The sequence below is a fragment of the Pantoea sp. MT58 genome (assembly GCF_014495885.1).
GTDB classification, from domain to species: domain Bacteria; phylum Pseudomonadota; class Gammaproteobacteria; order Enterobacterales; family Enterobacteriaceae; genus Pantoea; species Pantoea eucalypti.
Genome location: NZ_CP061085.1, coordinates 59231 through 82474, shown reverse-complemented (window position 1 = coordinate 82474; position 23244 = coordinate 59231). Strand labels below are relative to the sequence as shown.

The window sequence follows — 23244 nt, the reverse complement described above, 5'->3', positions numbered from 1 at the left end:
TCTGGAGATTTAAACCCTGCGCGACCAGGATGTCTGGTGGCGCAGGTTGAGTCTTCACGATGACGTCAATGCCACTTACGAAGCAGGAGGCTGGCGTTGACGCCGCCAAAGCCGAAACCGTTCGACATGGCATAGGTCAACTCCGCCGGGCGTGCAGTGAGCGCCACCAGGTCAAGATTGCCTGCTGCGTCATCGGGATGATGAAGGTTCAGTGTCGGCGGGATAAGCTGCTGACGCAGCGCCATCAGGGTGAATATCGCCTCAACGCCGCCCGCTGCACCCAGCAGATGGCCGGTGGCAGATTTGGTTGAAGAGATCGCGACCTGGGAATTATCGCCAAATACAGCTCGAATAGCGGCCAGCTCGCCGTGATCGCCAACCTGTGTTGAGGTTGCATGAGCATTGATGTGATGAACGTCATCCGCGCTGATACACGCCTGGCGCAGAGCGGTTCTCATTGCCCGCGCAGCGCCACTGCCATCTTCCGGACCTGCGGTAAGATGGTAAGCATCGGCGCTGGTGCCATAACCGATAATTTCCGCCAGTGGCGTCGCACCCCGAGCCTGGGCATGGGCAAGCGACTCGATCACCAGCAAACCAGCACCTTCGGCCATCACAAAGCCGTTTCTGTCGCGATCAAACGGACGTGATGCGAGATGCGGATGCTCCTCATAGCCCGTGCATAGGGCACGCGCTGCCGCGAAACAGCCCAGCGTTACGCGATCCAGCGCCGCTTCGGTCCCGCCACAAATCGCAATGTCCGCTTCGCCGCTTCTGATTAACCTTGCTGCATCACCAATAGCCTGCACGCCTGCGGCACAGGCTGTAACCGGTGCGCCCAGCGGGCCGGTAAAACCGTATTTAATAGAGACATGACCCGCGGCCATATTGGCCAGAAACGAGGGGGCAGTGAAGGGCGAAAGTCTGCGCGGACCGCGCCCATCCGTGGTGCGCACGGCGTCAGCAATTGCGCCAAAACCGCCGACGCCGGAGGCAATAATGGTCGCGGTGCGTTCACGCGCGGCCTCATCTTCAGGATGCCAGCCCGCCTGAGCCAGCGCTTCTTCTGCCGCAAGCAGCGCAAATTCAATAAATCGCGACATTTTCTTACGCTCTTTCGGCGCAATGAATGACTCCGGGTCATATCCCGCCAGCGGATCTTCATCAATGCCTGGCACAAGGCCACCTACTGAAATCCCGGTGCCGGCAGTGAGTGTGTCGGGCAGCGTGCGGATACCGGACTCACCCGCCGTTAATCGCTGCCAGACGTTGTTAACGCCACAACCTAATGGCGAAACGACGCCCGCGCCGGTAATGACGATGCGTTGTGATGAGGATGAGTGACTCATGAGGTTGCTCCCGTAAGCTGTCCGGGCAGCGATTGACATGCTGACGCGGAGAGGTGAAACGCGCCTGAAGCGCAAATAGCGAGGCCCAGCACAGGATAGTGCGATGGACGCGCGCAGAGATGGAACATCACAGGCTGAGATAAGCGAAGTAGCATCAGAATCCAGAGCGATGACAAAACAAGTCGCTATATTTGATCTGGTGACTAATTAAGTCAATAGTCACATTATGCGGAATGCTCAGGGCGCCAGGCTGCGTAATACCAGCGCTGCCAGCTGCGCAGAGGCTTCCTCAGCGTCGTCAAGACTGTACTGGAGCAATACCGGACTGGCATAAGGTTTAAGAACCCGATAGATCGCTTCTGCTGCTTCATCAGCCGGTGTTTTACGCTCAAACTCACCCGTTTCGCGCCCCAGGCGCAGTATTTGCAGAATCAGGTTAAGCAGTCGCTCTTCATGAGCTGAGGCTGATGGCCAGCGATCGCGAGATGCCACAGCGGCAATATCGTAGAGTTTGCGTTCATGAAAAAACAATTCAGTGCCGGTGGCAGAAAGCGTGCGAAACAGCCGTCGCAGTTGTTCTGATGCCCCAGGTGTATCAACCATCGCTTCTTCGACACGCTGCATAATCATCGCCAGCCGATTGGCACATATTACTTCTCCAATCGCCTGTTTAGATTCAAAAAATTTATAGATATACGCTTTCGAAAAACCAATAGCTCTTGCGAGATCAGAAACCGTCGTTTTTTCATAGCCATAATGTGCAAAGTGTTGCATGGCAGCATCAACAATCTGGTCACGAACGTTGTGCCCGGCCGGACCACGTGTCGCATTTTCTGTTACAGACTGGATCATTGTTAAAACCTGACAGAGTAAAGGTGGATGAAAACTCAGTGACCACTGTTATTAATGGTCACATGTTAGGCTGAGCTGCGGTGAAAATCTACAGTCCGGATAAGATGGAGAGAGTCGGGCACTGTTTATGTGACTCAGTACCTTATCGGTGAGAAGGATCAAACAATCGAATCTCCTCTGGATACGCCATAGTAGTGCCAGCTAAACATCATCTTAGTGAAATGTCAGATTCAGGTTTCTTGAGTGCTTCTTTAATTGAGCTGAATTATACTGTCGGGAATGAAGGAAAATTCAGTGGTTTTTTAATGATTTACATTATTGATGGCCAGATCACCTACAATTCTGACGACTGTACCCTCACGCACATGCCTACCCAGGAAACGCTGAGTCTGAGTATTTCTTCTGGTCGTCTTTTTGAGCAGCTACTGAATTCTCAGGGAGAAGTCCTGGCACGCGAAATCCTGCTGACTGAAGTCTGGGATAAATATGGCCTGCGCGGCTCAAACAGTAATCTGAATCAGTATCTAAGTATGCTGCGCAGAGCGCTCGCCGCTTATGGCTGTGAAAATTTAATTATCACCATTCCGAAAATTGGCATCAGACTCAACACTGACATCAGCATTGAACGTGAAAGCCCACAGGCTACGGATGTGACAGATGCCCAAACGGATGAGGTGAACGCTGAAGATTCTGGTTCAGTGGAGAAAAGCCACACTCTATTAACTGAGTCTGTTAATCAGGATGTCAATGTCAAAAAACCGCTCCTCAACTTCAGTAAGATGATTTTTTTCATTATTATATTGGTGTTACTGGGCAGTTCTCTCTGGTATTACGCCGGGTCTGGCTTTGATGAAAAGAGTTACTCTATGAGTACCATCAAACTGGAAGGCGGCTGCGAAGCTGTGATATTGCAAGGGCTCAATGTTTTTGAAAAAAAATCACTTAATAAAGAAATTACAGAAATCCTGAAAGAAAATAATCAATCCTGTATACCAGGACGCCGTATCTATTTTGATAAAAAAACCTCATTAACGACGACTAATTATGGCAGAACGATGCTCTCTGCATGCAATCTTAACAGTCGTGGTCATATCGTTTCCTGTGACAACTTCTATTATCTGGACTGGAGAACGTCTTGAAACGAAATGCCACGCTGACAATATCCCTGGCTGCACTTTTACTGGTGATTTTTACAGGATTTAACTTTTTCAAATCCCGGGCTAACGATCTGCCTTTCCGCTGCTCAGCATTCAGTCGCTACGAGCTAAGCCGTCATGATGCGAGTAGAATTGAGTTTGCTGTAACACAGGATCTGCGTTTTATCGATTCTGATACAGGATATCTGTTATTAAATGGTCAGGTTACAGTTGATGATAAGATTACAGGACTTAATCGGCGTATTGCGTTAAGTCAGGGCCGGAAAATAGACAGTGATACATACCGTTATAAAATCACAAAGATGATCACTTCTACGAATGATTCAACACCAGACGATGTCTTTAATATTTTGCTGGCTGAGATTACACTCGACCCCAATTATTTGCAGCTGGACTTCACCCGGCTAAATCGGAATACTTATCTTATAAGTGGTCCCCTTTCAAGTTTATTTACCTGCCAGCGGTATTAAACCCGTCAGTTTTTAGTGGGAATTATACCCGTAAGATAGAATGCTCTTACGGGTATTTTTCTGATGCCATTTTTCAGGCGCAACGTAAATCCCCGGTTGGTAATAAATATAGGCGTTCAGATGAGCGTTTTTTTTGGTTTTTAAAATCCCGTTTGCCAGAGTATTGATAATACGGATGGTATGCATTCTGCCATCAAGATTTGAATGCGAGGACAAAAGCGGATCTTACCAAAATAGAGAGTGCAGAACTTACACTATGTACACCTGCAGGTAAGATAGGGTGCTGGGTGCAAAATCTCCTTTTGGAGCTTTAACCTATATTGATGCATTAAAATAGAATAAAAACCTAATTATTAGATTGTTGTGGATTTAAATGTCCATTTTGGGAGCGGTGTGTCCTAATTAAGCCTGACGGATGTTTTGTTATTTTATCAATACAGGACTTCACAATGATGGCTGAATATTTTTATTCTCAACTTTGGCTATATCTCAACACTGTAAGGCTTTTTTGTATGCCTGATATGACGAATCGATAACCTGTATGCTCAGGTGATTATGATTTCCTGAGAAAACGACAACGCTATCATTTACTTCGTTAAAATTCTGACGTGTGCTTTTGTCTGCTAATTTACAAGCATTTAAGTGGTGTAATGATATTTACTGATTTTTCTACTAATCACTAACCTTGTGTTAGTCAGATTGAGTTAATTATTATGTTTAGAGTAACCGAAAATCATGAGCGGGTCATTGATGCATTAGCCGGATATACCCAGGCTGCAAATCCAGATGAGATTTCGCGTGGGAAGCGTCGCTATCATCTTACTAAAGATAATCTACGCCGAATTATGTTCATTCTTGATGGTGATTTCTTACTCAAGTTAAAGGGCGATCATAAGGTGTTGAATGTCTTATCGGCTCCCTTTGTTGTCGGCGTTACGCCAGCACTCGATGAACCTCCCGTTTATCTGGAAAGGATTGATTATGGAAAAGTCAGTTTTATTGATTACGATCTATTCTGGCAACTGATCTTCGAGAAAGACCTTTTCAATGACGCTATGTCTATTTTATCTGGCCAATATTCTGACCTGATGAACTATATACAGTTATCTAAAAATAATTCCTATGATGAAGTGGTTTCCTTAATCCGGCATTGGGAAAAGCTACCACCGCACCTGAAAAAGCGATTTTCAGCACTTTGTCTGATTCAAAGTAGTTCACATCTTTCAAAAAGCTCAATTTGCAGAGTGCTGAAAGAATTGAAAGAGAAAGGTGAACTCACCCTGGTTAATGGCAAGTTTACCTGATTATTTTAACTTTTGAGATGCTTAAGGAAAAAATGGATTTTAAAGTTGTTTGTACAAATGAAAACTACTTCTTTCGGTTGGGCATCTCAAAAATAATTGAGGAGGCATTACTATCTGATTCATCTGTGGAGTTTTTACGAACTGACAGTTCACAAAGTCTGGGCCTGGCCGATTTTATACTCATTAATGCTGCTCAGTGGCGTCTTTATATGTGTCAGCCGGCCTACCGTGCTCGGAAGCCCGGTAGCATTATAATAGTGTTCACTGACGATGTAGAAGACATCACCCTTGAGCAACTTCCTGTATGCTATCACTCTATTATTATTATTTCGCGCAATGATTCCATTCGGGATATTCACGAGAAAATCATTCGCTTCTGGGTCGGTCATCAGGGAAACAGACAAGGTTTTCTACCGTCATATTGCGCAGGCTGTGTTTTTGCACGTGTGACGATAGTCCAGTTGCAGGTGCTGAGTTTTTTAAAAAAAGGGTATAATGTCGGGCAAATAGCTAAGCATCTTAATCTTTCAGTTAAAACTGTTTACACACATAAGTATAATGTAATGAAAAAGTTTTCACTCAACGGTGACAGGCAATTTAACGCATTTATCAATGATCTTTCTGTGTTTGAGCTTTATAAAGGAATTATTGATACCCCAGAGCCTTAATCGACAATGTCTCTTTTTGATGTGGTTCGGTTGTTCTTTTTTTGTCGGTTGAGAGGAGTGACAAACTTATGACATCGTTATGAAAGAGTTTAATGAGAAGATGCTATCGTTATAAAAATTAATACACGTTTCAGAATGCTGAAAATACCTAAACAACTTCATTTTTAGAATAATCAAAAGTATGTGAGAATTAGCCTGTTAATTAAGATTTTTCCTGAAATTAATGTTGAGAGAGTTAAATGGAAGTCGCCAATAAAATAGCAATCTGTTCTCTGATGCTGGCTACCGTGCAAATGAGTGGCTGCACGTCTCACAATGCTGAACCACAGCGCCTGATAATGCGTAATCCCGCCAGCGAGTGGTGTCTTCAGCGCGGTGGAAAGCTGGTGCAAGAGGCATCATCCAGCGGCAGTGCGCTCTATTGCGTTTTGCCATCAGGAGAAAAGATTAAGCAGTGGGCGTTATTTCATCGTGATCATTCTAAATAGTTCCTGGATTATTCAATAGTCAGCATGATGATGCTTAACTGTATTGTATTATAAATAGTTTTGCCTGGTTTTATCATGAAAATTCATCAATGTTCGATCCGTTCTTCACTAATTTCCCTTTACAACTGGACTGATTAACGTTTCTGGCCTCATTCCTGTCACAGGAAATGAGGCTGAATTTTTTTATTAAGTGCAGTCGCTGAAAATAATTTCTTTTATGAGTTGTTTTGCCGGGTGTGCAATTAAAAAATCTTAAAAAATTAAAGTTATGTTTATAATTTATTTCTGCATATCTAAATTTCGGGATGCTAAAAATTTCGAAAGAAGAAAGTTTGTTTAATTTGTTCAGATAAAAGGATTTATTCATTGTGCTATCTGAAATTAATTTAACTGTTCTTTTTACGAGCAGCACTAGCGTAATCCCAAATCAAATTAAACAGGTAAGCATAGACCAGAAAAAACAGCACCAGCCCGCATTCCAGTTTCAGCGCTGCGAGTAGCGTAATATTCAGCCACCATGCTGCAAAAGGTATCAGCACCACTAACAGTCCAGCCTCAAAAAAAACGGCATGGAGGCATCTCATTCGCCAGTCTTTTTTAAATCCTGTTCGGAGCTGGATGCTGTCAAACATCAGATTGAACAGGTAGTTCCATCCCATTGCCAGCGTTGATGAGACGATCGTCAACAGTGCCGATTGTGCGGGGGCAGCTGAGGCCCAAATCATCAGGATAATGAATACCAGCACATTGGCAGCAACTTCGAAAACAACCGCGTGCAGCACTCTCTCTTTGGTGGTGCGCACCGGGGATAAATAGTGTTCCAAAGCAAACTCTCATTGATTAGTCAGGCACCGTAATGGGTGCAGGAAAAATGCAGGACTATCCTGCCATCAGTATCTGAATGCTAAAACGTTCTGCAGGGTGCCCCGTTGTCGGTTTCAGAGCAACTATGTTGCTTCGGCTTTTGTTTCGGCATGACTGCGTTCCATATTCGCTGTGATGATAACAACTCTTGAGCGGGGTAAACTATTAAAATGCCAAATGAATCCTAAATAGATTTATATTTTAATTTTTATAAAAATGTCAGTTTTGAGGTCTGTTTAACAGGGGTGCCAATCTTTCTGAAACATTCATTGAGCACCCGAACCACGGTTGCCAGCCCAACCCCTGCCCTTAGGGCAACGTCTTTCAGCGACATGTCTGCTCCTTTGAGGTAAACACCTCAAAACACCATGCGATGAGTTTAAGACGCCGCGTTATCCTGCTGGTTCAGCTTTCTGCTGGACTATGACGGAGTTCAAAATGAATAAAAAGCAACGTGTTGCCCTGTTGGGATGTGGCTTTATTGGCGAAGTTCATGCCACGAATCTTCAGGCGCATCCTGAGGTTGAACTGGTTTGGGTGGCTGATGCAGAACCTGCACGCGCTGACGCGTTCGCGACGCGCTTTTCGACCCGTGCAGCATCCGTGAGTGAGGCGATCAATGATGCAGAGATCGATATGGTGTTAATCGCCAGCGCAACGCCGACTCATGCCGATTTGCTGGAAACCGCCGCCCGTGCCGGTAAAGCAATCTACTGTGAAAAACCGATCGATCTCTCTCTTGAGCGTGCACGCTCAGCTGTGGCTAATGTCCTCCCTTACAACGTACCAGTCACTGTGGGGTTTAATCGCCGTTTCGATGTCAGTCATCAGCAGCTTAAACAGCAACTCCGCCTGGGGCGGATTGGGCCGGCAGAACTGATACAAATGGTCTGCCGCTCTTCGGCCATGCCGCCGCTGAGTTATCTGAAAGCTTCCGGTGGCCAGATGCGCGATCAGGCTATCCACTTTTTTGACCTGCTGCGCTGGCTGACTGAAGATGAGGTCACGGAGGTTGCTGCTATGGGGGCAGCGCTGGCGTTACCCGCGATCAGCGAATTTGACGATGTGGATACCAGCACGTTGCTATTGCGGCTGCACGGCGGGGCGCTGGCACAGCTGGACAATGCTCGCCGCACTGGTTATGGCTACGATGAACGTATCAGTGTGATGGGACCGCTCGGGATGCTCGAATCGGCTTCTCAGCCACAGCGGGGAGTCAGCTGCTATCAGAGTGCGCAGATTCTGCAGCCGGGGCTGCTACCCGACTGGTTTAGCCGGGTGCAGCCCACTTACTATGCCCATCTGGATGCGTTTATCCGCTCGCTGAATGGTGAGCAGATTGACGATCTGCCGAACCTTGAGGATGGTCTGAAAGCACAGGCAATTGCGGAAGCCGCCGTAATTTCGCTGGCAGAAGGGCGCTTTTGCCAGGTGGAAAAACTGCTGATTTGATCAGGCATGGCAGGCTGATAAAAAATAATTTTATTTTTATCGAATAGAAACCGGCGCTGAGGTGTTTACCGTACAGCGCCGCGATAGCGGACTGCATCCGGCGGACTTTATTGCCTGCCTCACAGACCCGATAAGGATAAATTATGACAACGCGTTCTGGTATTTCTCTGCTTGCTGTTCCGGCTCTATTGCTGATGCTGCACTCTCCGCTGAGTATGGCGATGGGTGATAATGACAGTGATAAAAAAACGCCCGACTGTCCAAAAGGTCAGGTCTATGACAGTCATACGAAAAGCTGTGTGCCCGAAAAAACCAGCAAGTTGAGTGACGATGATAAAACGCGCTATGCCTATCATCTGGCAAAAAAGGGCGAATATCAGGCGGCGCTGAACCTGCTGGATACACTGAAAAATCAGGATACGCGCGAAGCCTGGAACTACCGTGGTTATGCCACCCGCAAGCTGGGGCGTACCGACGAGGGTATTGGCTATTATCAGCGCGCCATTGCGCTTGATCCTCGTTACGCTAAAGTGCGTGAATATCTGGGCGAAGCCTGGATGATTAAAGGGCGTCCCGATTTGGCTCGCGAACAGTTAAAAACCATTGCCGGGATTTGTGGTACAGATTGCGAGGAGTACCGCGATCTGCAAGCCGCGATCAATGGCCATCCTGAGGTTTGATGCGGCAGGGAGGAGCGAAAAATCACTCACAGTGACATCCGTCAGCACCTTGCGGAACATCTGACGCGGCTCTGGCGTTATGGCTATGTGTTGTCACACAACCGTGACATGGCAGAAGAGCTGGTACAGTCAACCTGCGTGCGCGCGCTGGAACGCAGCGCGCAGTTCATGCCGGGCACGCGTATTGATCGATGGCTGTTTTCCATCCTCCATTCCATCTGGGTTAGCGATTTACGCGCACGAAAAGTGCGGCAGGGGCAGGGATTTGTGGATCCCGATGCGCTGCTGGCCGCGGATAATCACGCCACCAGCGACGACAATCGCCATTTCCAGCGCATTATGCAACACGTTAACGCCTTACCCGAGGCACAGCGAAATGCGCTGTTTCTGGTTTACGTGGAAGGACTCACCTATCAGGAGGCAGCAGAGACGCTGGCTGTCCCGGTTGGCACCATTATGAGCCGTCTGGCCGCCGCACGCGCCACGCTAGCCAGACAACCGGCGACCACGCCCTCACCGAAGGAGAAACGGAGATGAACAGGGAAACTTTTACGCCGCCGTGGCGCGATGAGGCGATTGTCGCCTGGCTGGATGGTGAGATGACGCCGCGAGAAGCTGCGCAGTTTGAACAGGCGATGGATGAGGATGCTGAACTGGTCGAGCGGGTTGCGCATTTTCAGCACACCAGTCTCGATTTTGAACAGGCTTTTTCGCCGCTACTCGAACAGGCACCACAGGCCAGAATGGCCCAGCGCCTGGCGACCATTCCGGCACCCGAGGTGGCCACCGGGTATAGTCGTCGCGCGCTTATTGCCGCATCGGTCAGCTTTTTACTGGTGGGCAGCGGCATTGGTTTTCTGGCAAGACCCTCAGATGATGGGAAGGATGAAAGTCAGAATATCCGCGATCTGGAGGCGCGCTATATGTCGCTTTACAGTGCTGAAACGCTGGCCGATACCCCCAATGACGCCGCAATGCTGCAGAGAGGTCTCGACCGTACACGGCTGGATTTAGGACTGGAGCTGCACCCGCAGCAACTTCGCCTGCCAGGCGCTGAACTGAAAATGGTGCGGATCCTGCGTTACGAACGAACGTCGATTGCACAGATCGCCTGGCTGCATGCTGATTATGGTCCGATGGCGCTCTGTATCTCGCCTGCACCACAGGATTCGAACCCGATTACTCAGGAACAGCGCCACGGCATGCAGCTGGCCTGGTGGAAGCGCGGTGGCTATCAGTATGTGTTGATAGGGCGTAATCCCTCTGCTCAGTTGGCTGCCATCGCTGAAACATTGGTGACCACGCTCAGTTAAAAAAGTCTGTCCCTGAGCGCTTGCTTCAACAGCGATTATCTGGCCTGTGCGGCAATAATCAGCGCAATGTTTACCCGATCATCAACCACTCCAACCAATCGATCCATTCCAAAGGCAGAGCGGGATATCGCGGTGGAGGCATGCAGCGCCAGAGAGCGTGACGCCGGATCAATTGTTTTACCACTGTCCAGTGAGGCCTGCATCACCACTGACCGGCTGACATTTTTAACCGTTAGCACGCCAAAAATACGGTAGTTACCCTCACCTAGTGAGGCAACACGACTGCTCACAAAGTGAATCTGCGGGTAACGCTCCGCATCAAAAAAGAGATCGCTTTTCAATTGCCAGGTCAACAGACTGTTCGATGCCACCAGTGTGCCCACTGGAATATTCACTTCGATACGATCGTCATGGTCTTCATCCGGATTAAGTGTCACCGTGCCAGACACACCCTGTAGTCTGGCTTGCGAAAAATCGTGACCAAAGGCACGCCATGAGAGGCCAATCGATGTTTTATCAGGTGTTATGGTATAGGTTACTGGCGCGGCGTAAAGTACCGGACTGAGCAGGGCGAACAGGGTGCATAAACAGGCGACACGCATCATCACAATTTTCTCTTTTTTAGGCAGACCAGACGTTAACGCCTCAAACCACGATCTTATTCGATTTTTTTAGCACTGTTTTCACCCTTCATGCACAGGTAATCTGACAAATATTAACTGACTGTCACCTTAGTTTCACCAAAGTGTAATAATTATTGTTAGGGCTGAACATTAATAACGTACAATATTAAGAATACATTAAGACGCTTTTATCGGCGGATGTTTTCGGTGAAATTAACAGGATACTGATTTGATCAGGAGTTGTCTGGTGTGTCTGGATTTATTTTCAGTAAAATCAGTTAGTTGTATTGAATCTCAGATATTGCTTCTCTGGTGGGTGGGTTTATAATCTGAGAAGTGGCAGCCCTTGCGATCTTAAACAAAACATCAATAAATCAAAAATTGAGAGCTGAGTCATTATTATTAACTTAAATGTGAACTTTTTCGTAAAACCTTTACTCACTCTTCATTCATTTTATTGCAATGAACACTATTCATTTAATGTTCAGTTAAGTTTCATACGTTAGTTTGTATTAGCAGTCCGGTAACCTCAATTCCAGAATGGGAAAATAAGGTGTCGATAACGCCATAACCGGATGTTGATAATTCGCTATTTCAATTCTTTTGCCGGCGTTGTGTCTGATTAACAACGCGCGACAGCTAATGAGTTTGATCTGCAGGAGTTTTAGCATGGATTTTTTGCCATTTTCCCGCCCTTCATTTGGTGATGAAGAGCTGGCTGCTGTTAAAGCGGTATTTGACTCTGGGTGGATAACAACAGGCGCTAAATGCGCGGAACTGGAGCAGGCTTTTGTACAACTGACTGGCAACCAGCACGCCATTGCGGTGAGTTCTGCCACAGCGGGGATGCATGTAACGCTGATGGCGATGGGAATCGGGCCTGGCGATGAGGTCATTACGCCGTCCATGACCTGGGTCTCCACTCTGAACCTGATCACGCTGCTGGGCGCCACGCCGGTGATGATTGATGTCGATCCTGACAACCTGATGGTGACGCCGGAACTCATAGCTCAGGCGATTACCTCACGTACCCGCGCGATTATTCCGGTGCATTACGCTGGTGCTCCCGCCGATCTCACGCCAATCTATCAGCTTGCTGAGCAGCATGGCATCGCCATTATTGAAGATGCGGCTCACGCGGTGGGCACGACTTATCACGAGAAGCCAATCGGGCATCGCGGCACGGCTATTTTCTCTTTCCACGCCATCAAGAATATCACCTGTGCGGAAGGCGGCCTGGTGGTGACCGATGACGCTGCTCTCGCCGATCGTATTCGCAGCCTCAAGTTTCATGGCCTGGCGGTTGATGCTTTTGATCGCCAGACCAAGGGGCGTCTGCCACAGGCAGAAGTGATGATGCCGGGCTTTAAATATAATCTGCCTGATATCAGCGCAGCCATTGCGCTGGTGCAGTTACAGAAGCTACCCGGTTTTATTGCTCGCCGCCGTGAGATAGCTGAGCGCTATCTGGAAGCGCTGCACACGCTGCCGTTTACGCCATTGTCACTGCCTGCCTGGCCACATCAGCACGCGTGGCACCTGTTCATTATTCGCATTGATGAGCAGCGCTGCGGTCTGACGCGTGATGCCTTTATGCAGGCACTGAAGTCGCGGGATATAGGCAGCGGATTGCATTTCCGTGCGGCGCATACCCACAAATATTATCGCGAACACTATCCCGATTTACGTTTACCTGCCAGTGAACTGAATAGCCAGCAGATGTGTTCGATTCCGCTGTTTCCGTCAATGACGGATCAGGATATCGAGCGTGTGATTCAGGCTTTACATGACATTGCCGGAGCCTGAAATGCGCGATATCAAACCGATCAATATGCTCTCCGTGGTCATCCCGGTCTATAACGAACAGGAAAGCCTGCCGGAGTTGCTGCAGCGGACCAGCGCGGCATGTGACGCCATTGAAATTGAGTATGAAATTCTGCTGGTTGATGACGGCAGCAGTGACCGTTCAGCCGAACTGATTGAACAGGCTGCCATCATTCCCGGCAGCCGCATAACGGGCGTACTGCTCAATCGCAACTACGGTCAGCACTCCGCCATTATGGCCGGATTCAGCCAGGTCCGTGGCGATCTGATTGTGACACTGGATGCCGATCTGCAGAACCCTCCGGAAGAGATCCCGCGACTGGTTGAAGCTGCGCGTCAGGGTTATGACGTGGTGGGTACAGTCCGCCAGCAGCGTCAGGATACCTGGTTCCGTCGCAAGGCCTCGCGCACGCTCAACCACCTGATTCAGCGGGTCACCGGCAAAGCGATGGGCGATTACGGCTGTATGTTGCGTGCCTATCGGCGCCATATCGTCGAGGCGATGCTCAATTGTCACGAACGCAGTACGTTCATTCCGATTCTGGCCAACACCTTTGCCCGAAACACCATTGAACTGCCGGTGCTCCACGCTGAGCGGGCCTTTGGCGATTCGAAATACAGCTTTATGCGCCTGATCAACCTGATGTACGACCTGGTGACCTGCCTGACCACCACGCCGCTGCGATTGCTCAGCGTAGTAGGCAGCCTGATTGCACTCTCCGGCTTCGCTTTCTCGCTGGTGCTTATCGTATTGCGACTCTTTTTCGGTGCGGCATGGGCGGGAGATGGTGTTTTCGTCCTGTTCGCCGTGCTGTTCATGTTTATCGGTGCCCAGTTTGTGGGTATGGGACTGCTCGGGGAGTATATCGGGCGAATTTATAACGACGTTCGGGCGCGTCCGCGCTATTTCGTTCAACGCATTGTTCAGGCTCCTGAAGAGCCTTCAGTACAGGATACTCAATCATGAAGACCGTTGTTTTCGCCTATCACGATCTGGGCTGTGTCGGCATCAATGCACTGCTTAGCGCAGGCTATGAGATCACCGCCATTTTTACGCACAACGATGTGGCTACCGAAAATCACTTTTTCGGCTCAGTCGCGCGTCTGGCGGCAGAGCACGGCATTCCGGTCTATGCACCGGACGAGGCGAATCACCCAATCTGGCTTGACCGCATCCGCACCATGGCGCCAGAAATGATCTTCTCCTTCTACTATCGCCATCTGCTGAGCGATGAGATCCTGCAATGCGCTGAAAAGGGGGCTTTTAACCTGCACGGTTCACTGCTGCCAAAATACCGCGGTCGGGCGCCACTCAACTGGGCGCTGGTCAACGGTGAGACGGAAACCGGCGTTACGTTACATCGCATGGTGAAGCGTGCGGATGCCGGTAATATTCTGGCGCAGCAGAAGGTGGCCATTGAGGATGCAGACAACGCGCTGACGCTGCATCGTAAACTGACCCAGGCTGCAGAGCAGTTACTTAACGACGTCTTACCTCGCCTGCGCACGGGTGAGGTCAGTGAGACGCCACAGGATGAGAGTCAGGCGACCTGTGTTGGCCGTCGCACGGCCGAAGATGGCCGCATCGACTGGAATCAACCCGCAGAGAAGATTCACAATCTGGTCAGAGCGGTTACCGATCCGTGGCCAGGCGCCTTCGCCTTCGCCGGTTCGGTTAAATTTATCGTCTGGAAGAGCCGGGTTCATACGCACCCGCATCAGGCGAAGCCAGGTACGGTGATTTCTAAGCAGCCATTCCTGATCGCCTGTGGTGAGGGTGCACTGGAAATTCTCACCGGACAGTCCGAGCATGGCGTTTACATGAATGGCAGCCAGCTGGCGCAGAGCCTGGGCATGGTGCCTGGCGCACTGCTCTATTCAAAACCGCAGTCGGCGCTGCAACGTCGTACACGCGTGCTCATCCTCGGGGTTAACGGCTTTATTGGTAATCATCTCACCGAGCGTTTATTGCAGGATGAGCATTTTGAAGTCTATGGCCTGGATATAAGTTCAGACGCCATCAGCCGCTTCCTGGAACATCCGCGCTTCCATTTTGTTGAAGGGGATATCGCTATTCACTCCGAATGGATTGAGTATCACATCAAAAAATGTGATGTCATCCTGCCGCTGGTGGCGATCGCTACGCCGATTGAATACACCCGTAATCCGCTGCGCGTCTTTGAGCTCGATTTCGAAGAGAACCTGAAAATCATCCGTGACTGCGTGAAGTATCAGAAGCGCATTATTTTCCCATCCACCTCTGAAGTCTACGGCATGTGTACTGATGCCAGCTTCGATGAGGATAGCTCGAATCTGGTGGTCGGGCCGATCAACAAACAGCGCTGGATTTATTCGGTATCGAAACAGCTGCTGGACCGTGTGATCTGGGCTTATGGCGAAAAAGAGGGGCTGCGTTTTACCCTGTTCCGTCCGTTCAACTGGATGGGACCGCGTCTGGATAACCTCAACGCAGCACGCATCGGCAGTTCTCGCGCGATCACGCAACTTATCCTCAATCTGGTTGAAGGTTCACCGATTAAGTTGATCGACGGCGGCAAACAAAAGCGCTGTTTTACCGATATTCAGGATGGTGTGGAAGCATTGTTCCGCATTATCGAAAACAAGCAGCAGAATTGTGATGGTCAGATCATCAACATCGGTAATCCGGACAATGAAGCCAGTATCAAAGAACTCGCGGAGCAGTTGCTGGCCAGCTTCGAGCGTCACCCGCTGCGCAGCCAGTTCCCGCCGTTTGCCGGTTTCCGCGAAGTGGAAAGCAGCAGTTACTACGGTAAAGGCTATCAGGATGTGGAGCACCGCAAACCGGCTATCCGCAATGCGCGTCGCCTACTTGGCTGGACGCCAACCGTCACGATGGATGTCACTATCGACAACACGCTCGATTTCTTCCTGCGTACCGTTGAGCAACAGGCTGATAAGTGATGAAGAAGATCGGTCTGCGGATTGACGTAGATACCTGGCGCGGCACGAAGCAGGGTGTGCCGGCGCTGCTTGAGCTCTTCCAGCGTCACGCAGTGCGGGCCAGCTTTTTCTTCAGCGTGGGACCGGACAACATGGGCCGCCATCTCTGGCGGCTGGTGAAACCGGCGTTTCTCATGAAGATGCTGCGCTCCCGCGCCGCATCACTATATGGCTGGGACATTCTGCTCGCCGGAACGGCCTGGCCGGGAAAGCAGATGGGACGTGGCCTGCGGAACATTATGCAGGATGCCACACGCCAGCATGAAGTCGGTCTGCATGCCTGGGACCACTTTGCCTGGCAGACCTGGGCGGGTGTCTGGCCGCAGGATAAACTGGTTGAGCAGATAGCACGCGGCACCGAAACGCTCAGTGAGATCCTTGGTCATCCTGTCAGCTGTTCGGCCGTTGCAGGCTGGCGTGCTGATGGTCGGGTCGTTGCCGCCAAACAGGATTTTGGCTTTCACTACAACAGTGACTGCCGCGGCAGCGGGCCATTCAGGCCCATACTGCCAGATGGTCAGATCGGCACTGTACAGATTCCGGTGACGTTACCCACATGGGATGAAGTGGTTGGCCGTGAGGTCAGCGCAGAAGGCTATAACGATTACATTCTGGCGAAAATGCTCGCTTCTGATGATGGCGCTGTCTATACCGTGCATGCCGAAGTGGAGGGGATTATTGGCTTACCAGACTTCGACAAATTGCTGAATGCAGCAACCCGTAATGGCATTCAGTTCTGTCCGTTAAGCGAGCTATTGCCCGACGACCTGACCACCTTACCCGTGGGAAGGATCGTCAGAGGTGAAATTCCCGGACGGGAAGGGTGGCTGGGCTGCCAGAAACTGACTAAAGAGGCGAACTAGTGCGGATACATAAGAACACGAAGTGGCTCATTTTTTTTAGCTTTTTCATTCTCTATTACCTTCTGCCGCCGATGTTCCGCGACCTCTGGCAACCGGATGAGACACGTTACGCAGAGATCAGCCGGGAGATGCTGGCAACCGGTAACTGGGTGACGCCACACTTCTTCGGTCTTCGCTATTTTGAAAAACCGATTGCGGGTTACTGGATAAACTCACTGGGCCAATGGCTGTTCGGCCATAACAATTTTGGTGTACGGGCAGGATCAATATTCTCAACAGCGATAACCGCCGCGTTGATCTTCTGGCTCGGCAGGCGGATGTTTGGTTCGGTCCGCACCGCTGCTGTGGGTTCTCTGATTTTCCTGAGTTCACTGCTGGTTTATGGTGTTGGCACTTATGCCGTGCTCGATCCGATGCTGATGCTCTGGCTGGCGGCCGCAATGTGCAGCTTCTGGCTGGCGACGGAGGCCAGCGGACGCGCCGGGCGCGCGGGCGGCTATCTGCTGCTGGGTCTCGCCTGCGGCATGGGATTCATGACCAAAGGATTTCTGGCGCTGGCGCTACCGGTGCTGGCGATTCTGCCATGGGTGATCTGGCGAAAGAGAATACCTGAGCTGCTTTGCTTCGGGCCGCTGGCGATTCTCTCTGCCGCAGCAATCAGCGCACCCTGGGCGCTGGCGATCTATCATCAGGCCCCTGATTTCTGGCACTACTTCTTCTGGGTTGAGCATATTCAGCGCTTTGCAGAAGAGAATGCACAGCACAAAGCCCCTTTCTGGTACTACCTGCCGGTTCTGCTGCTGGGAACACTACCGTGGCTGGCGCTGTTACCGGGTGCACTGATGACCGGCTGGCGCGAGCGTCAGCAGAATCCCGGCGCACTGTATCTGCTGAGCTGGACGGTGATGCCGCTGCTGTTTTTCAGTCTGGCAAAAGGCAAACTGCCAACCTATATCCTGCCCTGTTTTGTGCCGCTGTCGCTGTTGATGGCCCATTATGGGCTGAACGCGGCGCAGCGGGCAGGGCGCGCATTAACCGTTAATGGCTGGATCAACCTGATTTTCGGCATCCTCACGCTGGCAACCGTGCTATTGGTACTCGCGCCCTGGAGCGTAACGCATCACCCCCTGTTTGCCACTCATGAGATGCTGAAGCTGGGACTGGGAGCGCTGGCGTTTCTCATCTGGGGACTGGCGGGCGCATACAGCTGCCGATTTTCACAACGCCGCTGGCTGGTGGCCGCGCTTTGCCCGCTGGGGGTCGCTCTGTTTATTGGCTCAGCTATCCCGGATAAAATCCGTGATGCCAAACAGCCGCAACACTTTGTCTCTGTGATCAGCGAGCGTCTGGCATCCAGTCATTTTATTCTGGCGGACAATCCGGGCGTGGCATCTGCCGCAGCCTGGCACCTGCAACGCAGTGATATCGGCTTCTATGATAATAAAGGTGAGCTGCAATATGGGCTGAGCTACCCGGATGCGCAATCCCGCTTTGTCTCTCAGGCGGATTTTGGCGGCTGGCTTGCCGATCATCGCCGTATGGGAAGCGTGTCCCTGCTGTTACTGGTTGATTCCCCACACAGTGATATCGGCGAGGATGTGCCGGTTCCGGATGCGGTCTATCGCCAGGGCAGGCTTGTCTGCCTTTATTACGGTCAGATGAAGTAAATGCTGCTGCTGATTGTGCTGGTGAGTCTGCTCAGCTGCAGCGCGCAGCTGTGTCAGAAACAGGCGACCCACGCGGTATCAGGCCGCATCCGCTTAAGCTGGATTGGCGTAAGCGTGCTGCTGTTGGGTATCGCGATGCTCCTCTGGCTGCTGGTGCTGCAGCGGGTGCCCGTCAGCCAGGCGTATCCCATGCTGAGCCTTAATTTCATCTTCGTTGCGCTGGCCGGACGCATTTTGTGGCGCGAACGGCTAACGCTTCGTCAGATTGCAGGCACGCTGCTGGTGGTGACGGGCGTCGCGCTAATGGCGAGCCAGCTATGAAAGGATATGGATGGGTTACGTGCAGCGTGCTGCTGGTCTCAGCGGCACAGCTGATGATGCGCTGGGCGATGCCGCGCCTGCCCGATGTCAGTAGCCTGACGTCGCTGCCAACAGTTGCCATACTGCCTGCCTTGCTGCTGCTGGCCGGGTTGGGAGCTTATGCTGTTTCCATGCTCTGCTGGATTCGGGCGCTGCACTATTTTCCGCTTAATCGGGTCTATCCACTGCTCAGCCTGAGTTACGTGCTGGTCTGGCTGGTGGCGGTTTGCTTACCGGTATTTCACGAAGCATTTAGCTGGCGCAGCTTAGCCGGTGTGGTGATTATTGTAATCGGGCTACTGTGCATTGTTGTTAAGCCCTGAACATTCCGTCTTTTACCATTTCCGCAATGAACACTGTTTTTATTAACGTTTCCGGGCGGTAGTTAATGCCGTCATGATGGATTGTTTAGCGTTTTCATGATAAAGATCCATTTTGTTATCGTTTTCGGGCGACGGATAAAGGATTCGACATGCTGGTTGGCTTTAGCGCACTGTGCGAACGTTATGCTATCAAACTGGCGCAGCCCTTACGCGTAAAGTCAGCTATCGGAACCGTACGCTCACATCATGAGGGCCAGGGACAGGTAGAAAATCATTATCCACCAGGCTATCAGCCGGAAGATGATTTTGCGGGTCACTTTGCCTTTGGTCTCAAGTACGAAGAGATCCATCTGGAGTTTTTCGCACGCCTGTTTACGACCATCGGACCACAACCTTTGGAAGCGTGGTGTCGGCAGGAACCGTTCGGACAGTATGCGCGACGGGCCGGCTTTCTCTATGAATGGCTGACTGGTAATACCTTACAGGTACCGGACGTCACCAACGGAGGCTATGTTGAGGCGATTTCATCCAAAGCGTATCTGACCCGAACGACCGTGAACCGTAACAGGCGCTGGCGCATCAATAATAATCTGCCAGGATCCGCTGATTTCTGCCCACTGGTACGCAGAACCGCAGCCATTGAGCAGGCGCTCACGTTCGATCTCAACGATGCTTTGCATGATCTGGATAACACCTTTGGCGCGGATATTCTGATGCGCACCGCCAGCTGGCTGACATTTAAAGAGTCACGTGCCAGTTTCCTGATTGAGAAAGAGGCGGACCAGGGCGATCGTATTCAACGATTTGCCCACGTTATCGCGCAGTATTGCGGCCAGCTTGAGGATCCACTCAGCGATGCCAGCCTGCATACCATACAGCAGGGCATTCTCGGGCAGGATGCGCTGGGATTGGGGCTGCGACGTTCGCCCGTGTTTGTCGGACAGTCGACCATGCGTGAAGATATCGTCCACTATATTGCACCACACTATGATGACGTTCCGCGCTTTATGAATGGGCTTAAAGCCTTTGAGCAGGCTACGCGGGGTGCCGCACCACTGGCTCGTGCGGGGGTTATCGCGTTTGGCTTTGTCTATATCCATCCGATGCGCGACGGCAATGGCCGCATCCACCGTTTTTTAATCAATGACACACTGATTCGTGATGGAGCGATACCGGATGGCGTGATCCTGCCTGTTTCAGCCACCATTACCAGTTCGATGGATTTTCGGGTCGGTTACGATCGCACGCTGGACGTATTTTCTAAACGGCTAATGCGGCGCTATGCAGGCTGCTATCGGTTTGGCGAGTTGAAAACCTATGAAGATGGCACGCGGAGTAATTTCACTTTCACCGAGTATGAGGATGCCCGTTTCGCCTGGCGTTATCCCGACTTAACCGAGCATGTGCTCTATACCTGCAGAGTCATCGAGCACACGGTCCGGACTGAAATGGCTGATGAAGCGCGCGTATTGGTGATATTTCAGCGCGCTCAACAGCAGCTGAAGGAGGTCGTTGAGATGCCTGATCAGGACGCCAGTCGTATTATCCGTTCGCTGAAAGAAAATGGCTGGCAGATTTCTGGCAAGCTCAAAAAAACGTTCCCGCTGCTGGACGATACAACTACTGCACAACGGATTGTGGAAGCGGTCAGGTCAGCGTTTGAGACCCACACAGACTAAGTATTCAGGTGTCATGTGAGGTCGCTGAGCACTGCATTTAGCAGAGCGGTTTAAGTTTTGTGGCCAGCGCACCTATATCGCTGACAATCAAATCCGGTGCAGGTGCCAGCGGGTAAAGTGCCTGTCCTTTGCGGGTAACAAATGCGGTTTTCATTCCTGCGCGTTTTGCTCCACCCACATCCCAGCCATGAGCGGCCACCATCATGCACTGTGATGCAGGCTGATCCATTTCCTGCATTGCCCACTGATACACTTTCAGATCGGGCTTATAAACCTGAACCTGTTCCACGCTGAGAATGCGCGTGAACAGCCGAGCCAGTCCGGCAGAACTGAGCTGCTTTTCGGCCAGTGCCGCAGAAGAGTTGGTCAGCGCGACCAGTGTAAATCCCTGTTGCTGCAGAGCACTCAGTCCTGCGGCGACATCAGGATGGGCTGGCATGGCTGCGATAATGTCAGCCAGCGGTGTTGCGTCTGCAGGCAGAGTAATACCATAGCGTGTGGCGGTCATCTGCAGCACTGCTTCGGCGATATCACCAAAGTTATGCCAGCTGCCGGTCACCGACTCCACGAGTGAATGATGTAATAGCGAGGTAAACCAGGCTTCAGCACGCTCCGGTCGGTCACCGAGTCGCTGCGCGACAACCCGGTTCAGCTCAGTGGTATCCAGCAGGGTCTCATTGACATCAAAAAACAGGGTGCCGCTGTAGGGTGCGGGGTTGTGACTGTCGGTCATCGTGCCTCCGGTTGGTTTAATGGATGTGACAGGTGAGGCGTTAAAGACGCTCTCTGAAGGTAGAATACTGATGAGGATTGCTCAATATCGGGTGCTGCGATAGTTAGAAATCAAACTAGAAAACCTGATGCGATTCAGGAAATTAGTTATGCGCATAATACTAATTATGTTAAACAGGATGCCCGGCTGGGCGATTCTTAATCGAAATGCACTTTACCTTCTTTAGCCGGATCGATTGCTCTTCCGGGTTTCTGAGGAACAACAAACGCCTGCCGTACCAATACCGCCCGTGGTTTTAGTTGATGCGACAAGGCTATTCAACGTGATGGCGTTATCCTCGTGGCTATGTTTGTCTGTAAGCATAACGTCGTCTTCCTCCTTTTCTGATGCATCCGGCGGCAATACCAGACAGGTAAAATCAGCAAAGGGAACGCGATGTCACTCCGCCAGTCCCCCACTCATTCGCTCATCGCCGCAAAGCCATAGGCGGCACCAGCCGAACCCGGATTTGCCGTCAGACCCTAACCGGTTAATCCTTTCTCGTAATTTCCGCAGAATCCGCCGCCGGCATATAAAGGGCAAGCAGACATAATCACCGACTTCAATTCGCTCAACCCAAACTACGCCCGGCCCTTACTTACTTCTTATCCTGCGACCAGGTCGCGCTGCGGATATCCACCTTCACCGGCAACAGACCAATCCGGGTAAAGGTATCCGCCAGTGCCTGCTGCTGCGTAAAGACTTCAGGCGTCATCCGCTCTGCACCAAACGGCATCCTTGCCAGCGCCTGCTGCCAGATCGGCTGGGGCAGACCGGTTGAGGAGGACATGATTTTAGCCGCCTCTTCATGATGCTGATTGGCCCACGAGCTCAGCGTGTCCAGCTCATCCACCACCTGAGCGGCGATTTGAGGATAAGTATCTGCGAACTTGCGACTGGCAAGATAGAAGGTGTAGTGCGGCACCAGTCCCTCGGCATTTTTAATCAGCCGGGCTTTAGCGGTGGTTTCCACTTCGGCGTAGTAAGGATCCCAGATGACCCAGGCATCCACCGCGCCACGCTGGAAGGCCGCGCGCGCATCGGCAGGCGGCAGATAGACGGGTGTAATGTCCTTGTAGCTCAGCCCTGCCTTCTCCAGCGCCGTGACCAACAAATAGTTAACGTCAGAGCCTTTATTCAGCGCCACCCGCTTGCCTTTAAGATCCGCCACGCTTTTAATCGGGGAGTCTGCAGGCACCACAATCGCTTCGGTTTTAGGGTTAGCTGGCGAGTGTCCCAGATAAACCAGATCGGCCTGTGCGGCCTGGGCAAATGTCGGTGGCGCATCGCCGGTGGCAGCCAGATCGATACTGCCGATGTTTAAGCCCTCCAGCATCTGCGGCCCGGCTGGGAATTCAATCCAGTGCACCGCAATCCCCTGCTTCTTAAATTCCTGATCCAGCGTGCCGCGATACTTCAGCAGCGCGAAGATATTGGCTTTTTGAAAACCGATATTCACTGTATCGGGTTTCTCTGCAGCTGCCCGGGCGTTAAATGCAAAACCCGCCTGGGCGGCAATAATCATTGCGCTGAATAAAACTTTTTTCATTTCTC

General features: G+C 51.1%; 24 protein-coding genes and 1 pseudogene. 17 read left to right on the top strand and 8 right to left on the bottom strand.

Going from position 1 to position 23244, the window contains the following annotated elements:
- Positions 1–65 precede the first annotated feature (65 nt).
- On the bottom strand, positions 66–1349 hold the full coding sequence (fabF, locus tag IAI47_RS21695; protein ID WP_008926810.1) for a beta-ketoacyl-ACP synthase II: 1284 nt from the start codon (positions 1347–1349) through the stop codon (positions 66–68).
- Positions 1350–1586: 237 nt separating this feature from the next.
- On the bottom strand, positions 1587–2201 hold the full coding sequence (locus tag IAI47_RS21690) for a TetR/AcrR family transcriptional regulator (RefSeq protein ID WP_003850575.1): 615 nt from the start codon (positions 2199–2201) through the stop codon (positions 1587–1589).
- Between the two features lie 194 nt (positions 2202–2395).
- Between IAI47_RS21690 and IAI47_RS21685 the strand changes: the two genes are divergently transcribed.
- The 5 genes from IAI47_RS21685 (at position 2396) to IAI47_RS21665 (ending at position 6288) form a co-directional block, all read left to right on the top strand.
- Positions 2396–3340 (top strand): winged helix-turn-helix domain-containing protein, encoded by a 945-nt coding sequence (locus tag IAI47_RS21685; protein WP_008926812.1) that lies wholly within the window; start codon positions 2396–2398, stop codon positions 3338–3340.
- The gene (locus IAI47_RS21680) at positions 3337–3828 is read left to right on the top strand and encodes a FidL-like protein (RefSeq protein ID WP_008926813.1); all 492 of its coding nucleotides are present in this window, start codon (positions 3337–3339) and stop codon (positions 3826–3828) included. Before IAI47_RS21685 ends, IAI47_RS21680 begins: the two co-directional genes overlap by 4 nt.
- 713 nt (positions 3829–4541) lie before the next feature.
- Positions 4542–5132, top strand: coding sequence for a helix-turn-helix domain-containing protein (locus IAI47_RS21675; RefSeq protein ID WP_008926814.1), 591 nt, complete (start codon positions 4542–4544; stop codon positions 5130–5132).
- 32 nt (positions 5133–5164) lie between these two features.
- A complete protein-coding gene (locus IAI47_RS21670; RefSeq protein ID WP_008926815.1) occupies positions 5165–5800 on the top strand; it encodes a LuxR family transcriptional regulator in 636 nt (211 codons plus the stop codon).
- A 239-nt stretch (positions 5801–6039) separates the two neighbouring features.
- Entirely contained in the window at positions 6040–6288 is a 249-nt protein-coding gene (locus tag IAI47_RS21665) for a DUF333 domain-containing protein (RefSeq protein WP_008926816.1), read from the top strand.
- Between the two features lie 386 nt (positions 6289–6674).
- Here IAI47_RS21665 and IAI47_RS21660 read toward each other — a convergent pair whose 3' ends face one another.
- Both IAI47_RS21660 and IAI47_RS21655 read right to left on the bottom strand, forming a co-directional pair.
- Positions 6675–7112, bottom strand: a complete 438-nt coding sequence (locus IAI47_RS21660) for a PACE efflux transporter (RefSeq protein WP_008926817.1) — start codon at positions 7110–7112, stop codon at positions 6675–6677.
- 248 nt (positions 7113–7360) lie between these two features.
- Complete coding sequence (locus tag IAI47_RS21655) at positions 7361–7486, bottom strand: LacI family DNA-binding transcriptional regulator (protein ID WP_003850568.1); 126 nt, start codon at positions 7484–7486, stop codon at positions 7361–7363.
- A gap of 104 nt (positions 7487–7590) precedes the next feature.
- On the opposite strand from IAI47_RS21655, the gene IAI47_RS21650 reads away from it, so the two are divergent.
- From IAI47_RS21650 to IAI47_RS21635, 4 genes are all read left to right on the top strand, one after another.
- Positions 7591–8604, top strand: coding sequence for a Gfo/Idh/MocA family oxidoreductase (locus tag IAI47_RS21650; protein WP_008926818.1), 1014 nt, complete (start codon positions 7591–7593; stop codon positions 8602–8604).
- A 143-nt stretch (positions 8605–8747) separates the two neighbouring features.
- Complete coding sequence (locus tag IAI47_RS21645) at positions 8748–9284, top strand: tetratricopeptide repeat protein (protein ID WP_003850566.1); 537 nt, start codon at positions 8748–8750, stop codon at positions 9282–9284.
- Positions 9285–9371: 87 nt separating this feature from the next.
- A complete protein-coding gene (locus IAI47_RS21640; protein WP_003850565.1) occupies positions 9372–9821 on the top strand; it encodes a sigma-70 family RNA polymerase sigma factor in 450 nt (149 codons plus the stop codon).
- A complete protein-coding gene (locus IAI47_RS21635; RefSeq protein WP_003850564.1) occupies positions 9818–10597 on the top strand; it encodes an anti-sigma factor in 780 nt (259 codons plus the stop codon). The genes IAI47_RS21640 and IAI47_RS21635 overlap by 4 nt, the downstream gene beginning before the upstream one ends.
- 35 nt (positions 10598–10632) lie before the next feature.
- Here IAI47_RS21635 and IAI47_RS21630 read toward each other — a convergent pair whose 3' ends face one another.
- Positions 10633–11202 carry a YceI family protein gene (locus tag IAI47_RS21630; protein WP_003850563.1) on the bottom strand — a complete coding sequence of 190 codons (570 nt, stop codon included), beginning with the start codon at positions 11200–11202 and terminating at the stop codon, positions 10633–10635.
- Positions 11203–11889: 687 nt separating this feature from the next.
- Here IAI47_RS21630 and arnB point away from each other — a divergent pair.
- The 8 genes from arnB to IAI47_RS21590 all read left to right on the top strand — a co-directional run bounded on the left by arnB (position 11890) and on the right by IAI47_RS21590 (position 20918).
- A complete protein-coding gene (gene arnB / locus IAI47_RS21625; protein WP_003850562.1) occupies positions 11890–13026 on the top strand; it encodes a UDP-4-amino-4-deoxy-L-arabinose aminotransferase in 1137 nt (378 codons plus the stop codon).
- Position 13027: 1 nt separating this feature from the next.
- Positions 13028–14011, top strand: coding sequence for an undecaprenyl-phosphate 4-deoxy-4-formamido-L-arabinose transferase (arnC, locus tag IAI47_RS21620; protein ID WP_003850561.1), 984 nt, complete (start codon positions 13028–13030; stop codon positions 14009–14011).
- A complete protein-coding gene (gene arnA / locus IAI47_RS21615) occupies positions 14008–15987 on the top strand; it encodes a bifunctional UDP-4-amino-4-deoxy-L-arabinose formyltransferase/UDP-glucuronic acid oxidase ArnA (protein WP_003850560.1) in 1980 nt (659 codons plus the stop codon). Before arnC ends, arnA begins: the two co-directional genes overlap by 4 nt.
- A complete protein-coding gene (arnD, locus tag IAI47_RS21610) occupies positions 15987–16889 on the top strand; it encodes a 4-deoxy-4-formamido-L-arabinose-phosphoundecaprenol deformylase (RefSeq protein ID WP_003850559.1) in 903 nt (300 codons plus the stop codon). The genes arnA and arnD overlap by 1 nt, the downstream gene beginning before the upstream one ends.
- Positions 16889–18556, top strand: coding sequence for a lipid IV(A) 4-amino-4-deoxy-L-arabinosyltransferase (gene arnT, locus IAI47_RS21605; RefSeq protein ID WP_003850558.1), 1668 nt, complete (start codon positions 16889–16891; stop codon positions 18554–18556). The genes arnD and arnT overlap by 1 nt, the downstream gene beginning before the upstream one ends.
- On the top strand, positions 18557–18877 hold the full coding sequence (gene arnE / locus IAI47_RS21600; protein WP_003850557.1) for a 4-amino-4-deoxy-L-arabinose-phosphoundecaprenol flippase subunit ArnE: 321 nt from the start codon (positions 18557–18559) through the stop codon (positions 18875–18877).
- Positions 18874–19239: a 4-amino-4-deoxy-L-arabinose-phosphoundecaprenol flippase subunit ArnF gene (gene arnF / locus IAI47_RS21595; RefSeq protein WP_008926820.1), complete on the top strand. Its 366-nt coding sequence runs from the start codon at positions 18874–18876 to the stop codon at positions 19237–19239. The genes arnE and arnF overlap by 4 nt, the downstream gene beginning before the upstream one ends.
- Before the next feature lie 149 nt (positions 19240–19388).
- On the top strand, positions 19389–20918 hold the full coding sequence (locus IAI47_RS21590) for a Fic family protein (protein ID WP_008926821.1): 1530 nt from the start codon (positions 19389–19391) through the stop codon (positions 20916–20918).
- 37 nt (positions 20919–20955) lie between these two features.
- Here IAI47_RS21590 and IAI47_RS21585 read toward each other — a convergent pair whose 3' ends face one another.
- The 3 genes and pseudogenes from IAI47_RS21585 to IAI47_RS21580 form a co-directional block, all read right to left on the bottom strand.
- Entirely contained in the window at positions 20956–21651 is a 696-nt protein-coding gene (locus IAI47_RS21585) for a haloacid dehalogenase type II (protein ID WP_008926822.1), read from the bottom strand.
- A 200-nt stretch (positions 21652–21851) separates the two neighbouring features.
- Positions 21852–22266: pseudogene (locus tag IAI47_RS22130) on the bottom strand (aldehyde dehydrogenase); the annotation flags it as partial.
- A gap of 22 nt (positions 22267–22288) precedes the next feature.
- Positions 22289–23239, bottom strand: coding sequence for a sulfonate ABC transporter substrate-binding protein (locus IAI47_RS21580; protein ID WP_008926823.1), 951 nt, complete (start codon positions 23237–23239; stop codon positions 22289–22291).
- Positions 23240–23244: the final 5 nt, after the last annotated feature.

Excerpts from the sequence above, each read along its gene's own strand:
- IAI47_RS21585 (WP_008926822.1), bottom strand. The coding sequence starts at position 21,651 with ATGACCGACAGTCACAACCCCGCACCCTACAGCGGCACCCTGTTTTTT.
- arnC (WP_003850561.1), top strand. The coding sequence starts at position 13,028 with ATGCGCGATATCAAACCGATCAATATGCTCTCCGTGGTCATCCCGGTC.
- IAI47_RS21650 (WP_008926818.1), top strand. The coding sequence starts at position 7,591 with ATGAATAAAAAGCAACGTGTTGCCCTGTTGGGATGTGGCTTTATTGGC.
- IAI47_RS21670 (WP_008926815.1), top strand. The coding sequence starts at position 5,165 with ATGGATTTTAAAGTTGTTTGTACAAATGAAAACTACTTCTTTCGGTTG.
- IAI47_RS21675 (WP_008926814.1), top strand. The coding sequence starts at position 4,542 with ATGTTTAGAGTAACCGAAAATCATGAGCGGGTCATTGATGCATTAGCC.
- fabF (WP_008926810.1), bottom strand. The coding sequence starts at position 1,349 with ATGAGTCACTCATCCTCATCACAACGCATCGTCATTACCGGCGCGGGC.
- IAI47_RS21690 (WP_003850575.1), bottom strand. The coding sequence starts at position 2,201 with ATGATCCAGTCTGTAACAGAAAATGCGACACGTGGTCCGGCCGGGCAC.
- IAI47_RS21655 (WP_003850568.1), bottom strand. The coding sequence starts at position 7,486 with ATGTCGCTGAAAGACGTTGCCCTAAGGGCAGGGGTTGGGCTGGCAACC.
- arnE (WP_003850557.1), top strand. The coding sequence starts at position 18,557 with ATGCTGCTGCTGATTGTGCTGGTGAGTCTGCTCAGCTGCAGCGCGCAG.
- IAI47_RS21665 (WP_008926816.1), top strand. The coding sequence starts at position 6,040 with ATGGAAGTCGCCAATAAAATAGCAATCTGTTCTCTGATGCTGGCTACC.
- arnA (WP_003850560.1), top strand. The coding sequence starts at position 14,008 with ATGAAGACCGTTGTTTTCGCCTATCACGATCTGGGCTGTGTCGGCATC.
- IAI47_RS21635 (WP_003850564.1), top strand. The coding sequence starts at position 9,818 with ATGAACAGGGAAACTTTTACGCCGCCGTGGCGCGATGAGGCGATTGTC.
- arnF (WP_008926820.1), top strand. The coding sequence starts at position 18,874 with ATGAAAGGATATGGATGGGTTACGTGCAGCGTGCTGCTGGTCTCAGCG.
- IAI47_RS21590 (WP_008926821.1), top strand. The coding sequence starts at position 19,389 with ATGCTGGTTGGCTTTAGCGCACTGTGCGAACGTTATGCTATCAAACTG.
- IAI47_RS21630 (WP_003850563.1), bottom strand. The coding sequence starts at position 11,202 with ATGATGCGTGTCGCCTGTTTATGCACCCTGTTCGCCCTGCTCAGTCCG.
- arnB (WP_003850562.1), top strand. The coding sequence starts at position 11,890 with ATGGATTTTTTGCCATTTTCCCGCCCTTCATTTGGTGATGAAGAGCTG.
- IAI47_RS21580 (WP_008926823.1), bottom strand. The coding sequence starts at position 23,239 with ATGAAAAAAGTTTTATTCAGCGCAATGATTATTGCCGCCCAGGCGGGT.
- IAI47_RS21645 (WP_003850566.1), top strand. The coding sequence starts at position 8,748 with ATGACAACGCGTTCTGGTATTTCTCTGCTTGCTGTTCCGGCTCTATTG.
- arnD (WP_003850559.1), top strand. The coding sequence starts at position 15,987 with ATGAAGAAGATCGGTCTGCGGATTGACGTAGATACCTGGCGCGGCACG.